Origin of the sequence: Streptomyces africanus (genome assembly GCF_002150735.1) — a bacterium.
Classification (GTDB): Bacteria; Actinomycetota; Actinomycetes; order Streptomycetales; family Streptomycetaceae; genus Streptomyces; species Streptomyces africanus.
Map to the genome: position 1 here is coordinate 1 of NZ_MUKA01000260.1, position 13,695 is coordinate 13,695.

14 protein-coding genes and 1 pseudogene are annotated in these 13,695 nt (G+C 73.2%); 13 read left to right on the forward strand and 2 right to left on the reverse strand.

Going from position 1 to position 13,695, the window contains the following annotated elements; translation table 11 throughout:
• Positions 1-123: 123 nt before the first annotated feature.
• The 5 genes and pseudogenes from CCL05_RS29375 to CCL05_RS45335 all read left to right on the forward strand — a co-directional run.
• Positions 124-375, forward strand: a pseudogene (locus tag CCL05_RS29375) (L,D-transpeptidase); the annotation flags it as partial.
• 60 nt (positions 376-435) lie between these two features.
• Positions 436-1,605, forward strand: coding sequence for an alanine racemase (alr, locus tag CCL05_RS29380; RefSeq protein ID WP_086563667.1), 1,170 nt, complete (start codon positions 436-438; stop codon positions 1,603-1,605).
• 113 nt (positions 1,606-1,718) lie between these two features.
• The gene (locus tag CCL05_RS29385) at positions 1,719-2,975 is read left to right on the forward strand and encodes an alpha/beta fold hydrolase (RefSeq protein WP_086563668.1); all 1,257 of its coding nucleotides are present in this window, start codon (positions 1,719-1,721) and stop codon (positions 2,973-2,975) included.
• On the forward strand, positions 2,944-3,462 hold the full coding sequence (gene tsaE, locus CCL05_RS29390; RefSeq protein WP_086563669.1) for a tRNA (adenosine(37)-N6)-threonylcarbamoyltransferase complex ATPase subunit type 1 TsaE: 519 nt from the start codon (positions 2,944-2,946) through the stop codon (positions 3,460-3,462). Before CCL05_RS29385 ends, tsaE begins: the two co-directional genes overlap by 32 nt.
• 142 nt (positions 3,463-3,604) lie before the next feature.
• Positions 3,605-3,781 carry a hypothetical protein gene (locus CCL05_RS45335; RefSeq protein ID WP_167409632.1) on the forward strand — a complete coding sequence of 59 codons (177 nt, stop codon included), beginning with the start codon at positions 3,605-3,607 and terminating at the stop codon, positions 3,779-3,781.
• Here CCL05_RS45335 and CCL05_RS29395 read toward each other — a convergent pair.
• On the reverse strand, positions 3,778-4,335 hold the full coding sequence (locus CCL05_RS29395) for a hypothetical protein (RefSeq protein ID WP_086563671.1): 558 nt from the start codon (positions 4,333-4,335) through the stop codon (positions 3,778-3,780). The genes CCL05_RS45335 and CCL05_RS29395 overlap by 4 nt on opposite strands.
• Positions 4,336-4,470: 135 nt before the next feature.
• Between CCL05_RS29395 and tsaB the strand changes: the two genes are divergently transcribed.
• The 4 genes from tsaB to CCL05_RS29415 are packed head-to-tail and all read left to right on the forward strand — an operon-like array spanning position 4,471 to position 6,992.
• On the forward strand, positions 4,471-5,124 hold the full coding sequence (tsaB, locus tag CCL05_RS29400) for a tRNA (adenosine(37)-N6)-threonylcarbamoyltransferase complex dimerization subunit type 1 TsaB (protein ID WP_086563673.1): 654 nt from the start codon (positions 4,471-4,473) through the stop codon (positions 5,122-5,124).
• 29 nt (positions 5,125-5,153) lie between these two features.
• Positions 5,154-5,651: a ribosomal protein S18-alanine N-acetyltransferase gene (gene rimI, locus CCL05_RS29405; protein WP_086563683.1), complete on the forward strand. Its 498-nt coding sequence runs from the start codon at positions 5,154-5,156 to the stop codon at positions 5,649-5,651.
• Positions 5,644-6,738 (forward strand): tRNA (adenosine(37)-N6)-threonylcarbamoyltransferase complex transferase subunit TsaD, encoded by a 1,095-nt coding sequence (tsaD, locus tag CCL05_RS29410; RefSeq protein ID WP_086563675.1) that lies wholly within the window; start codon positions 5,644-5,646, stop codon positions 6,736-6,738. The genes rimI and tsaD overlap by 8 nt, the downstream gene beginning before the upstream one ends.
• Positions 6,735-6,992, forward strand: a complete 258-nt coding sequence (locus CCL05_RS29415; protein ID WP_086563676.1) for a hypothetical protein — start codon at positions 6,735-6,737, stop codon at positions 6,990-6,992. The genes tsaD and CCL05_RS29415 overlap by 4 nt, the downstream gene beginning before the upstream one ends.
• 9 nt (positions 6,993-7,001) lie before the next feature.
• Here CCL05_RS29415 and CCL05_RS29420 read toward each other — a convergent pair whose 3' ends face one another.
• Entirely contained in the window at positions 7,002-9,314 is a 2,313-nt protein-coding gene (locus CCL05_RS29420; RefSeq protein WP_086563678.1) for a beta-xylosidase/alpha-l-arabinosidase, read from the reverse strand.
• Between the two features lie 163 nt (positions 9,315-9,477).
• On the opposite strand from CCL05_RS29420, the gene CCL05_RS29425 reads away from it, so the two are divergent.
• The 4 genes from CCL05_RS29425 to CCL05_RS29440 all read left to right on the forward strand — a co-directional run bounded on the left by CCL05_RS29425 (position 9,478) and on the right by CCL05_RS29440 (position 13,629).
• The gene (locus CCL05_RS29425; RefSeq protein WP_086563679.1) at positions 9,478-10,542 is read left to right on the forward strand and encodes a LacI family DNA-binding transcriptional regulator; all 1,065 of its coding nucleotides are present in this window, start codon (positions 9,478-9,480) and stop codon (positions 10,540-10,542) included.
• A 93-nt stretch (positions 10,543-10,635) separates the two neighbouring features.
• Complete coding sequence (locus CCL05_RS29430) at positions 10,636-11,988, forward strand: glycoside hydrolase family 10 protein (protein ID WP_208641646.1); 1,353 nt, start codon at positions 10,636-10,638, stop codon at positions 11,986-11,988.
• Between the two features lie 98 nt (positions 11,989-12,086).
• On the forward strand, positions 12,087-13,142 hold the full coding sequence (locus tag CCL05_RS29435) for an LCP family protein (protein WP_086563680.1): 1,056 nt from the start codon (positions 12,087-12,089) through the stop codon (positions 13,140-13,142).
• A 130-nt stretch (positions 13,143-13,272) separates the two neighbouring features.
• Positions 13,273-13,629, forward strand: a complete 357-nt coding sequence (locus tag CCL05_RS29440) for a YciI family protein (RefSeq protein ID WP_086563681.1) — start codon at positions 13,273-13,275, stop codon at positions 13,627-13,629.
• Positions 13,630-13,695: the final 66 nt, after the last annotated feature.

The following is a 13,695-nucleotide window of genomic DNA, read 5'->3' on the forward strand; positions in this document are numbered from 1 at the left end:
TGCCAGAGCCGAGACTATGACTGCGATTAGCACTCGGTCAAGCGGAGTGCCAATTGCCGGCGGCGCGTCGGCCGGTTCCGATGTCGCCGTACGTCTCCGGGGGCTGCCGCCCCCGGGCCCCCGCTTCGGCCTGGACGGCCTCGTCCTCAAGCGCCGGACGGGCTGAGAGCGTGGTCGACGCTGTACAACACGCCCATGCCGTACGCCCGGTTCTTCAGCGGCGGACAGGCCTTCCACGGCGTCTACGGCAGCCTCCACACCACCGTCGGCTCCAGGGGCTGCGTCAATCTCACCGTCGCCGACGCCCGGAGGCTGTGGAGCGTGCTGGAGCAGGGCGACCGCGTGTTCGTGTGGGGGCGCAGGCCCGGGACGTAGCGGTGGCCGTCGGGGGCCGCTGCCTCGGGTGGGCCGGGCCCCTCTGAGACACTGGGCGCGATGAGCGAGAGAACAGCTCCGCGGACCGCGCCCCTGCGGGCCCGCGCGGAGATCGACCTGGCCGCGCTGCGGGCCAATGTGCGGGCGCTGCGTGCCCACGCGCCGGGCGCGGCCCTGATGACCGTGGTGAAGTCCGAGGCGTACGGCCACGGGGCTGTGCCGTGTGCCCGCGCGGCCGTCGCCGCGGGGGCGGACTGGCTGGGCACGGCGACGCCCGAGGAGGCCCTGGCCCTGCGGGCCGCGGGGCTGCCGGGCCGCGTCATGTGCTGGCTGTGGACGCCGGGCGGGCCCTGGCTCGAGGCGATCGAGGCGGACGTCGACGTGTCCGTCAGCGGGATGTGGGCCCTGGCGGAGGTCACCGAGGCCGCCCGGCGGGCGGACCGGCCCGCGCGGGTGCAGCTCAAGGCCGACACCGGGCTCGGGCGGGGCGGCTGCCAGCCCGGGGAGGACTGGGCCGAGCTGGTGCGGGAGGCGCTGCGCGCCGAGGCCGAGGGGCTCCTGCGGATCACGGGGCTGTGGTCGCACTTCGCCTGTGCCGACGAGCCCGGCCACCCCTCCATCGCCGCCCAGCTCGGCCGCTTCCGGGAGATGGTCGCGTACGCCGAGGAGCGGGGCGCCCGCCCCGAGGTCCGGCACATCGCCAACTCGCCGGCCACGCTCACGCTCCCCGAGAGCCACTTCGACCTGGTCCGCACCGGCATCGCCACCTACGGCATCTCGCCCAGCCCCGAGCTCGGCACCCCGGCCGACTTCGGGCTGCGCCCGGTGATGACGCTGTCCGCCTCGCTCGCCCTGGTCAAACACGTCCCGGGCGGGCACGGCGTCAGCTACGGCCACCGGTACGTGACGCCCGGCGCGACCACCCTCGGCCTCGTCCCGCTGGGGTACGCCGACGGCATCCCTCGGCACGCCTCCTCGGCCGGACCGGTCCTGGTCGAGGGCAAGTGGCGCACGATCGCGGGGCGGGTCGCCATGGACCAGTTCGTCGTCGACCTGGGCGGCGACGAGCCCGCTCCGGGCGCCGAGGCGGTGCTCTTCGGTCCCGGGGACCGCGGCGAGCCCACCGCCGAGGACTGGGCCCAGGCGGCCGGAACCATCGCCTACGAGATCGTGACCCGGATCGGAACGCGCGTTCCTCGCGTCTATGTGAATGAGGAACAGGACGGGTAACTCGCACAGAGGACCGGTCACGCGCCGAACAACAGGCACCCTGACAACACCAGCACCACCATCACCATCACCACGGGCATCGGCAGCAGCGCCCCGGCGAAGAGGAGCGGTACGTGAGCGAGAGCAGTGCGGAGGTCGTCGCGAACGCCGCCACCGCGGCCGTCGCGGCCTCCGCCGCGGGGGCGGCGGGAGGCTGGCGCCGGGCGACCGGCATCGCCGGTGTCGCGATAGGCGTGGTGGCCGCGGGCGCGGCCGCCGGCGTCGCCCTGGAGCGGATGACGGTCGGCCGGGGCATGCGCCAGAAGGCCCGGCTCGCCCTCGACTCCGCGGGACCCTACGGCTCGCTGCGCGGCATGCCCGGCAAGGCGTTCGCCGACGACGGCACGGAGCTGTACTACGAGGTCGACGACCTCGACCCGGAGGCCGCCCCCGCCGCCATCGGCCCGCGCCGCCGGCGGCTCTTCGGCCGCAAGGCCCCCGCCCCGGTCACCGTCGTCTTCAGCCACGGCTACTGCCTCAGTCAGGACTCCTGGCACTTCCAGCGGGCGGCGCTCAGAGGCGTCGTACGGACCGTGCACTGGGACCAGCGCAGCCACGGCCGGTCCGGGCGGGGTGTGGCCCAGGGGCGGGACGAGCCGGTCACCATCGAGCAGCTGGGCCGCGACCTGAAGGCCGTGATCGACGCGGCCGCGCCCGAGGGGCCGATCGTGCTGGTCGGCCACTCCATGGGCGGCATGACGGTGATGGCGCTGGCCGACCAGTACCCCGAGCTGGTCCGGGAGCGGGTCGTCGGGGTCGCCTTCGTGGGGACGTCGTCGGGGCGGCTCGGCGAGGTCAACTACGGGCTTCCGGTGGCCGGCGTCAACGCGGTGCGGCGGGTGCTGCCCGGCGTGCTGAAGGTGATGGGGCAGCGGGCCGAGCTGGTGGAGAAGGGGCGCCGGGCCACCGCGGACCTGTTCGCCGGGGTCATCAAGCGGTACTCGTTCGCGTCCCGGGACGTCGATCCGGCCGTCGCCCGGTTCGCCGAGCGGATGATCGAGAGCACGCCCATCGACGTGGTCGCCGAGTACTACCCGGCGTTCAACGACCACGACAAGACCGAGGCGCTCGCCCACTTCGCCGACATGCCGGTCCTCGTCCTCGCCGGGGTGCAGGACCTGGTCACGCCGAGTGAGCACAGCGAGGCCATCGCCGATCTGCTGCCGGACGCCGAGCTGGTGCTGGTGCCGGACGCCGGACACCTGGTGATGCTGGAACACCCGGAAGTGGTCACCGACCGCCTCGCCGACCTGCTCACCCGCACGGGTGCCGTGCCCGCAGGGGCTACCGTGAAGGGCTATGGAAGCACCAGTACCGCACAACCCGGCTGAGCCCGGATCCGTCCAGATCGTCGTCACCTCCCCCGAGCAGATGCGGGAGCTGGGCCGCCGGCTCGCGAAACTGCTGCGGGCCGGTGACCTGGTGATGCTGAGCGGCGAGCTCGGGGCGGGCAAGACGACACTGACGCGTGGGCTGGGCGAGGGGCTCGGCGTGCGCGGGGCCGTCACCTCGCCGACGTTCGTGATCGCCCGGGTGCATCCCTCGCTGGGCGAGGGGCCGCCGCTGGTCCATGTCGACGCCTACCGGCTGTCCGGCGGGCTGGACGAGATGGAGGACCTCGATCTCGACGTCTCGCTGCCCGAGTCCGTCGTCGTCGTGGAGTGGGGCGAGGGCAAGGTCGAGGAGCTGACCGAGGACCGGCTCCAGGTGGTGATCCACCGCGCGGTGGGCGACACGACCGACGAGGTCCGGCAGATGACGATCACCGGTGTGGGGGAACGCTGGGCGTCGGCGGACCTGAGCGTGCTCGCGGCGTAGCTCCCGGCACGTGGTGTTTTGATGAACGTTCCGACAAGGCGTCGGCAAAATGTTGCGTTCGGCGTCTTGTGCGTGGTCACATGGTATCCAGTCCGTAGTTAGGTGTACCTAACTACGTCCGCCCCGCCTTCGGGAGGCGTCCATGTCGGCTACAGAGAGCAAGGGGCGGCCGCTGCCGTTCGCGGTCGCCGGGGTGTCCATGCGCGACCTGCTGGAGGCGGGCGAGGCGGCGGCGCTGATCTCCACGCCACCGCGGGCTCCCGAGCCGGAGCTCGCCGAGCCGGCCGAGCCGGTGGCGGACCACCGCGAAGCGGCCTAGCGGACGACCACGACCTTGCGGCCGATCGTCGCGAACGTCCACATCGCCTCGCCGTCCGCGCGGGACTCGCGGATGCCGCCCGTGCGTACCTTCGTGGCCGGTGCGGCGGTCGAGCCGTCCACGGCCGCGCTGAAGCCGATCACCACACCGCCCACGGTCGTGAAGCGCACGACGTGCTCGACGGGGACACCGTCGGAGCCGGTGACCGCGTTCGAGCGGGACGTGACCGCGTAGTTGCCCGGGGCCGGGTCCACCGCGCTCGGGGCGACCTCGAACGTGCGGGTGATCACCTCGTCCGCGCCGACCAGCCACACCCGGTCGCCGTGCAGGGAGTACACGACCCGTGCGCCCTCGCCGGAGCCGACGGGCAGCGCGGCGGGGTCCTTCCTGGTCCGGGGCGGCGCCTTCGAGGCGTCGGCGGACGGTGCGGCGCCCGCGTGCGCCCGGCCCAGGCCGGCCGGGAGGGTCTGTGCCGCCTGGTGGGCGAGGTAGCCGACCGTCGCGAGGGCCGCGGCGGTGAGCCCGGCCACGATCCCCGAGCTGCTGACTGCCACCGGCGTCCACCTCCGCGTCGTACGTCCCTGTCGTGCACGGTGCGCATGGCGCCGTGACGGAAGGTGACGGTAGCAGCAGGTGACGGCCCGACAGGTACGTCCGACACGGGCCCCGGAGAGCCGTAGGCTGTTTGCGTGCTCTTGCTCGCTCTGGATACCGCCACCCCCGCCGTCACCGTCGCGCTGCACGACGGCCGGGACGTCATCGCCTCGTCGAGTCAGGTGGACGCGCGCCGGCACGGGGAACTGCTGCTGCCCGCGATCGACCGGGTGCTCACCGAGGCCGGTCTGAAGCTCGACGCCGTCACCGGGGTCGTCGCCGGCATCGGGCCGGGCCCGTACACCGGACTGCGCGTCGGTCTGATGACCGCCGACACCTTCGGGCTCGCGCTCGGCGTCCCCGTGCACGGCGTGTGCACACTGGACGGCCTCGCCTACGCCGCCGACCTCGAGGGCCCGTTCGTCGTGGCGACCGACGCCCGCCGCAAGGAGGTGTACTGGGCCCGCTACGCCGACTCCCGCACCCGCGTCACCGACCCGGCCGTCGACCGGCCCGCCGACATCGCCGGGCAGGTCGCGGGCCTGCCCGCGGTCGGTGCGGGCGCCCTGCTGTACCCGGACACCTTCCCCCAGGCGCACGAGCCCGAGCACGTGTCCGCCGCCGCGCTCGCCCGGCTGGCCGCGGAGAAGCTGGCGGCGGGTGAGGAACTCCCCGCGCCCCGGCCGCTGTATCTGCGCCGCCCCGATGCCCAGGTCCCCAAGAACTACAAGGTGGTCACCCCCAAGTGACCGGGTCCGAGACGTGCGTGCTGCGCGAGATGCGCTGGTGGGACATCGACCCCGTGCTGGAGCTGGAGCGGGACCTGTTCCCCGACGACGCCTGGTCGCGGGGCATGTTCTGGTCCGAGCTGGCCCATGCGCGCGGGCCGGAGGCGACCCGGAAGTACCTCGTGGCCGAGGCGGGGGAGCGGATCGTCGGGTACGCCGGAGTCGCCTCCTCCGGCGAGCAGGCCGACATCCAGACCATCGCCGTCACCCGGGAGTACTGGGGGACGGGACTGGGCGGCCGGCTCCTCACCGAACTGCTGCGGGCCGCGACCGCCTTCGAATGCGCCGAGGTGATGCTGGAGTGCCGGGTGGACAACGTCCGCGCGCAGAAGCTGTACGAGCGCTTCGGCTTCGAGGCCATCGGCTTCCGGCGCGGCTACTACCAGCCGGGGAACGTGGACGCCCTGGTGATGCGACTGACCACGCAACCCGACAGCGGCTCCGCCGCGGGTTCGACTTCCGTACGAGGAACGCAGACCAATGACTGACTCTCGCGACGAGCCGCTCGTCCTCGGCATCGAGACCTCCTGTGACGAGACCGGCGTCGGCATCGTCCGCGGCACCACCCTGCTCGCCGACGCCGTCGCCTCCAGCGTCGACGAGCACGCCCGGTTCGGCGGGGTCGTGCCCGAGGTCGCCTCCCGGGCGCACCTGGAGGCGATGGTCCCCACCATCGACCGCGCGCTGAAGGAGGCGGGGGTCAGCGCCCGCGACCTCGACGGCGTCGCCGTCACCGCCGGTCCCGGCCTCGCCGGTGCCCTGCTGGTCGGCGTCTCGGCCGCCAAGGCGTACGCGTACGCGCTCGGCAAGCCCCTGTACGGCGTGAACCACCTCGCCTCGCACATCTGCGTCGACCAGCTGGAGCACGGCCCGCTGCCCGAGCCGACCATGGCCCTGCTGGTGTCCGGCGGCCACTCCTCGCTGCTGCTGTCCTCGGACATCACCTCCGACGTCCGCCCGATGGGCGCGACCATCGACGACGCGGCCGGTGAGGCCTTCGACAAGATCGCCCGCGTGCTGAACCTGGGCTTCCCGGGCGGCCCGGTCATCGACCGGTACGCACGCGAGGGCGACCCGGACGCGATCGCCTTCCCGCGCGGCCTGACCGGTCCGCGCGACCCGGCCTACGACTTCTCCTTCTCCGGGCTGAAGACGGCCGTGGCCCGCTGGATCGAGGCGAAGCGGGCGGCGGGAGAGGAGGTCCCGGTGCGGGACGTGGCGGCCTCCTTCCAGGAGGCGGTCGTGGACGTGCTGACCCGCAAGGCCGTCCGGGCCTGCAAGGACGAGGGCGTCGACCACCTGATGATCGGCGGCGGGGTGGCCGCCAACTCCCGGCTGCGCGCCCTGGCCCAGGAGCGCTGCGAGGCGGCCGGGATCCGGCTGCGGGTGCCGCGGCCCAAGCTGTGCACGGACAACGGCGCGATGGTCGCCGCGCTCGGCGCGGAGATGGTGGCCCGCAACCGGGCCGCGTCGAGCTGGGACCTGCCGGCCGACTCGTCCCTCCCGGTGACGGAACCGCATGTCCCGGGCCACGACCATGTGCATGAGATCAGCAAGGAGAACCTCTACTCGTGACGGTCGCCTTGATGTGGGAGGCACGGGCGGTGCCCGGCCGGGGCGAGGACCTGCTGGCCTGGGCACGGGCGCAGGAGCTCCCCGGTGAACCCCTGCGCCGGGAGACCCTGCGCGCTCCCCAGGACCGGGTCCTCGTCATCACCTGGTGGGACGCCCCGTACGACGCCGAGCTGCCCGAACTGCCGGAGCCGGACGGGGAGCTGGTGACCCGGGCCGTGCACCGGTGGCGGTTCGAGTCGGTCGGCGCCGGCTGACCCGCACCGTCACCCGGCGTCCGACACCTCCGTCTCGCAGCGCAGCCGCCGGTCGGTGCCGAGCACCCGGACCGGGCCCGTGAGGGTGAGGTGGGCCGTGTGGCGTACGTCCGCGCTGGACGCCGCCAACCGCAGCTCCAGGGCGCCCGGTTCGACCACGCGCCGGCCCGAGCGGTCGGTGAAGGACGACAGGTCAGCGTGGAAGCGGAACGTCACCCGCACCGCCTCGCCCGGGGCCGCCGCCACGCGCAGGTAGCCGATCAGCCGTACGTCGGGGCGGGTCACCGACGCCACCGGGTCGTGGAGATAGAGCTGTACGACCTCCGCGCCCTCGCGGTCGCCCGTGTTGCGGACGGTCACCGAGACGTCGTACGTCCCGTCCGTGCCGATCTCCGCCGGCTCCGCGCCGCCCGTGCCGTCCTCCCAGGCGAACGTCGTGTACGAACGGCCGTGCCCGAAGGCGTACAGCGGGGTCGGGTCGAGGTTGCTGACCTCGCCCGCGAGGCCGAGGGGCGGCTGGAGGTACGTCCAGGGCTGGCCGCCGGGGGCCTGCGGGACGCTCACGGGGAGGCGGCCCGAGGGGTTCACGCGGCCCGACAGCACTCCCGCCACCGCCGGGCCGCCCTCCTCCCCCGGGAAGAACGCCTGGACGACGGCGCCCAGGCGGCCGTGCCAGCGGCCGAGGGCGTACGGACGGCCGGTCAGCAGCACCAGCACCACGGGGACGCCCGTGGCCACCAGCGCGTCCAGCAGCTCGCCCTGGGCGCCCGGCAGGGCGAGGTCGGTCGCGTCGCAGCCCTCGCCCGAGGTGCCGCGGCCGAACAGGCCCGCCCGGTCGCCGAGGACCGCCACGCACACGTCCGCCTCGGCGGTGCGGGCGACGGCCTCCTCGAAGCCGGAGGTGTCCGGGTCCGTCACGTCGCAGCCCTGCGCGAACGTCACCTTGGCGTCGGGGAGTTCGGTGCGCAGGGCGTCGAGGACCGTCGGGATCTCGATGCCGGCCGGGACGCCGGGGTGGTGGGTGAGGACGTGGGACGGGAACGAGTAGCAGCCCAGCATGGCCAGGGCGTCGGCCGCCCGGGGGCCGATCACCGCGATCCGGGTGTCGGGGGCCAGCGGGAGCAGGCCGTCGGGGTTGTCGAGCAGGACGACGGACTCCTCGGCCAGGCGGCGGGCCAGGATCCGGTTGCCCGTCGAGTCGAGGTCGACCGGGGCGGCCGGCTCGGGAGTCCAGTCCTCGTCCAGCAGGCCCAGTGCGCACTTCTGGAGCAGGACGCGGCGGGCCGCGCGGTCCACGAGCTCCTCGGGGATCTCGCCCGAGCGGACCGCGTCCACCAGCGGATCGCCGTAGCACCTGAGGCTCGGCAGTTCCACGTCGATGCCGGCCTCCAGGGCCGCGCGGGCCGCCTCGGCCGGGGTGCCGGCGACCCGGTGGAGGGTCTGGAGGAAGCCGATGCCGAAGTAGTCCGCGACGACCGTGCCGGTGAAGCCCCACTCCTCGCGCAGGAGGCCGGTCAGCAGCTCGGGGTCCGCCGAGGCCGGCACGCCGTCCCGCTCCGTGTAGGCGGCCATCACCGAGCGGGCCCCGCCCTCGCGCAGCGCCATCTCGAAGGGCGGGAGGGTGACGTCCGCGAACTCGCGGGTGCCGGCCCGTACGGGGGCCAGGTTGCGGGCGCCGGCCGAGGAGGCGTACCCGGCGAAGTGCTTCAGCGTGGCGACGACCCCGGCCGACTCCAGGCCCCGCACATAGGCCGTGCCGACCGTGCCGACCAGGTACGGGTCCTCACCGATCGTCTCCTCCACGCGGCCCCAGCGCGGATCGCGGACGACGTCCAGGACGGGTGCGAGGCCCTGGTGGACGCCGGCCGAGCGCAGGTCGGCGCCGATGCGGCGGGCCATCTCCTCGACCAGCGGGGGATCCCAGGTCGCGCCCCAGGCCAGCGGGACCGGGTAGGCCGTGGCCTGCCAGGCGGTGAAGCCGGCCAGGCACTCCTCGTGCGCGACCGCCGGGATGCCGAAGCGGCCGGCCTCGGTGATACGGCGCTGGGCGCGGGCCAGTGCCTGCGCGCCCAGCGCCGGGTCGACGGGGGCGGTGCCGAAGGAGCGCGTGAGCTGGCCGAGGCCGCGGGTGATCAGCTCGTCCCACTCGTAGTCCACGGTCATGTCGTGCTGGTGCGGAGCGACTCCGTCACCGTCCGTCGAGGCACCCACCCACACGCCGTACAGCTGGGCGGTCTTCTCCTCCAGGGTCATCCGGGAGAGCAGGTCGTCGACGCGGGCGGCGGCGGGCAGGGCGGGGTCACGCCAGGGCGCGGTGGTCATGAAGCTCCTGTCGGGTGGACGGACGGCCCTCTCACGAACGGTGCTCACGAGCGCTTCTCACGCTCGCATCCACGAATGTTTCGGTAAGTATGTCGAATGTTCCGGGAACCTATGGCGCCACGGGGACTTCGTCAAGGGGGCCCGCAGGGATACGATCGCCGCCATGACATCCCCGGAGCCGGTTGAAAGCCGGACGCAAACCCGGACGCAGGGGCGCAGCACGCAGACCGCGACGCTCGCCGAGATCGCCCGTGAGGCCGGTGTGTCGGCACCGACTGTTTCGAAGGTCCTCAACGGGCGGGCCGACGTCGCCCCCGCCACCCGTGCCCGCGTGGAGGATCTGCTGCGCGCCCACGGCTACCGGCGCCGCCGTGCCGAGGCGACCCGCTCACCCCTGATCGACCTGGTCTTCCACGAGCTGGAGAGCGCCTGGGCGCTGGAGGTCATCCGGGGCGTGGAGAACGTGGCCCGGGACGCGGGGCTCAGCGTGGTGCTGTCCGAGAGCGCGGGGCGGCTCACCCCGGGGCGGACCTGGGCGGACCAGGTCGCCGCGCGCCGCCCGCACGGCGTGGTCCTGGTCCTGTCCGGGCTCGACGAGTCCCAGCGGGCGCTGCTGACCAGCCGCGCCATCCCCTTCGTGGTGATGGACCCGGCCGGTGACCCGGGAGCCGACGTGCCGTCGATCGGCGCGACCAACTGGCAGGGCGGTCTCGCCGCCACCCGGCACCTGGTCGAGCTGGGGCACCGGCGGATCGGCGCGATCAGCGGGCCGACGCAGATGATGTGCAGCCGTGCCCGGGTCGACGGCTACCGGGCCGCGCTGGAGACGGCCGGGCTGCCGGTCGACCCCGCGCTGATCGCGAACGGCGACTTCCACCACGAGGCCGGTTACCGGCTGGGCCTGGAGCTGCTGCGCCGCCCGGACCGGCCGACCGCCGTCTTCGCCGGGAACGACCTCCAGGCGCTCGGGCTGTACGAGGCCGCGCGCGAGCTCGGGCTGCGCATCCCCGAGGACCTCAGCGTGGTCGGGTTCGACGATCTGCCGGTGGCGCCCCTGGTCGGGCCGCCGCTGACGACCGTACGGCAGCCGCTGACGGAGATGGCCGAGGCGGCGGCCAAGCTGGTCCTCGACCTCGGCCGCGAGGCCGGCACCCCGGCGGCCACCCGGGTCGAGCTGGCGACGAGCCTGGTGGTGCGCAGCAGTACGGCGGCGCCCGCGGGCGGCTGACCGCCGATGCTGTGTTGACGGGTGTCCCGGGCGCCTCCACACTGCACCGAAGCCAATCGGTTGCACCACCGAAACTTTCGGAGGCACCCGCACATGAGATCGCTGAGACCGGGCTTACTCACCTCCCTGCTGGCCGGCGTCGTCGCGGCCGGCTCCCTGCTGGCCGCGGCCCCCGTGTCGCACGCCGCCGACGCCCCGCTGCGTGACCTGGCCGAGGCCAAGGGCAAGATCATGGGCACGGCGGTCACCGGCTCGAAACTCACCGGCACCTACGGCGAGATCGCCGGCCGCGAGTTCAACTCGCTCACCCCCGGCAACGCCATGAAGTGGGCCTCCGTCGAGCCGAGCCGGGGCAGCCACGACTGGGCCGAGGCGGACCAGATCGTGGGCTTCGCCGAGGCCCACGGCCAGCAGGTGCGCGGCCACACCCTGCTCTGGCACCAGCAGAACCCGGGCTGGCTGACGAACGGCAACTGGACCCGGGACCAGCTCAGCGCCGTCGTCCAGGACCACATCGCCACCGAGGTCGGCCGCTACAAGGGCCGGCTGGCCGCCTGGGACGTGGTGAACGAGCCCTTCAACGAGGACGGCACCTACCGCTCGACCCTCTTCCACGACACCCTCGGCCAGGACTACATCGCGCAGGCCCTCACCTGGGCCCGGGCCGCCGACCCGGGCGCCAAGCTGTACATCAACGACTACAACGTCGAGGGCGTCAACGCGAAGAGCACCGCCCTGTACGACCTGGTCAAGTCCCTGAAGGAGCGCGGGGTCCCGATCGACGGGGTGGGGCTGCAGGCGCATCTCATCGTCGGCCAGGTGCCCTCGACGCTGCAGCAGAACATCCAGCGCTTCGCCGACCTGGGCGTCGACGTGGCGATCACCGAGCTGGACATCCGGATGCAGCTGCCGGCGACGCAGGCGAAGCTGACCCAGCAGGCCGCCGACTACACGGCGGTCATGAACGCCTGCGGGGCGGTCGCGCGCTGTACCGGCGTCACCGTCTGGGGCTTCACCGACTCCGACTCCTGGATCCCGGACACCTTCCCCGGGCAGGGCGCGGCGACCCCGTACGACGAGAGCTACCAGCCGAAACCGGCGTACCACGCCATCGCGGAGGCCCTCGGCGGGACGACGACCCCGCCGCCGACGGACGCCTGCTCGGCCACGTACAGCGTCACCAGTCAGTGGAGCACCGGCTACACGGGCCAGGTGCGGATCGCCTGCTCGGGCGCCTCGCTGTCGTCGTGGAAGGCGGACTGGACGTTCGGCGCCGGGCAGCGGATCACCCAGGCCTGGAACGCCAGCTGCACGCAGTCGGGCGCGGCGGTCAGCTGTACGAACGCCCCGTACAACGGGTCGGTGCCGGACGACGGTTCGGTCACGTTCGGCTTCAACGCCTCGTGGAGCGGGAGCAACCCGGTGCCGGTGGTGACCCTGGGGTGAGACCGGACCGTGAGACCGGACGGAGAAGTCTGAGAATTTCCGAAGAAAACTCGCCCTGGGGTCCCTGCTCGTCATAATTCGGACGCACGTTCCTGCCCGTGACGGGACGTGACGGAAACGGGGACGGGCAGGAGGACGCGGCCAGAGCAGGGGGCCGGCGGTCGAGACCGCTGCGGATCGCCGGCCTCGCCCTCGCCGGTGCGCTGGTGCTCGGCCTCGGCTCGGCGGGCTGGGCCTACTGGCATCTCGACGACAACATCAAGAGCGTCGACATCGACAACGCGCTGGGCGACAACCGCCCGCCGAAGCCGGTGGTCACGCCGTCCCCCTCCGCGGCGGCCCTGCCCGGCGAGGCCCTCAACATCCTGGTCCTGGGCTCCGACTCGCGCAGCGGCGAGGAGAACCGGCGGCTCGGCGGCGGCGACAGCTCCGGTGCCCGCTCCGACACGGCGATGGTCGTCCACCTCGACGCCGGGCGCACCAGCGCGACCGTGGTGAGCATCCCGCGCGACACCCTGGTCACCCGCCCCTCCTGCCCGCGCCCGTCCGGCGGGCCGACGGCCGTCGCCTACAACTCCATGTTCAACGACGCGTACGCCGTGGGCGGTCCGGCCTGTGCGGTCAGGACGGTCGAGTCGATGACCGGCGTCCGCATGGACCACTACATCGAGATCGACTTCTCCGGCTTCGCGCAGCTCGTGGACGCGCTCGGCGGCGTCACCGTCACCACGGACGAGGACATCGCCGACGACGACAGCCATCTGCACCTCGAGGCGGGCACCCACCACCTGGACGGCGCGCGGGCCCTCGCCCTGGCGCGCACCCGGCACGGCATAGGCGACGGCAGCGACCTGGGACGGATCGGCCTGCAGCAGAAGCTGGTGAAGGCACTGCTGGACCAGATCGCCGCGCAGGACCTGCTCACCGACCCGGCGAAGCTGTACCGGGTCGCGGACGCCGTGACCGCCGGCCTGACCACCGACACCGGCCTGGACTCCCTCGGCGAGCTGACCCGGCTCGGGCAGAGCGTGCGGGGTCTGTCGGCGAGCGCGGTGCGGACGGTGACGATGCCGGTGGTCCGGGCACCGTCGGATCCCAACCGGGTGGTGGCCGAGGAGCCGGAGGCCCGGAAGCTGTGGAAGTCGCTGCGCTGACCTGCACAGACAACCTCGGCAAAAAAATCCGGGAGAAAAAACGGCGAGCGTGTCGATCCGGAGGTCTCCCGATCGACGCAGGGGTGAGAGCGGGGACGGACCTCGCTCCGCACAGCCCCGAGGAGTCACCATGCCGCGCTTTCTCACCCTGATCCGCATCGACGAGAAGAACGCCCCCGCCGAGGGCCCGAGCCCCGAACTCCAGGAGCGCATGGGCAAGCTCCTGGAGGAGATCACCAAGGCCGGGGTCATGCTCGACACGGCCGGACTCACCCCGACCTCGGACGGCAGCCGGGTGCACTGGGAGGGCGGCAAGCTCTCCGTCACCGACGGGCCGTTCACCGAGTCCAAGGAGGTCATCGGCGGCTACTCGATCAGCCAGTGCAAGGACAAGGCCGAGGCGATCGAGTGGACCAAGCGGTTCCTGGCCACGCACGAGGACTACTGGACCATCACCGCGGAGGTCCGGCAGATCGCCGAGGGCTGACCGGTTCCTTGGCCGGGCGGCGCCGGGGGTGTCTGATGGTGGGTTGTGACCCCGCAGCCCACCCCC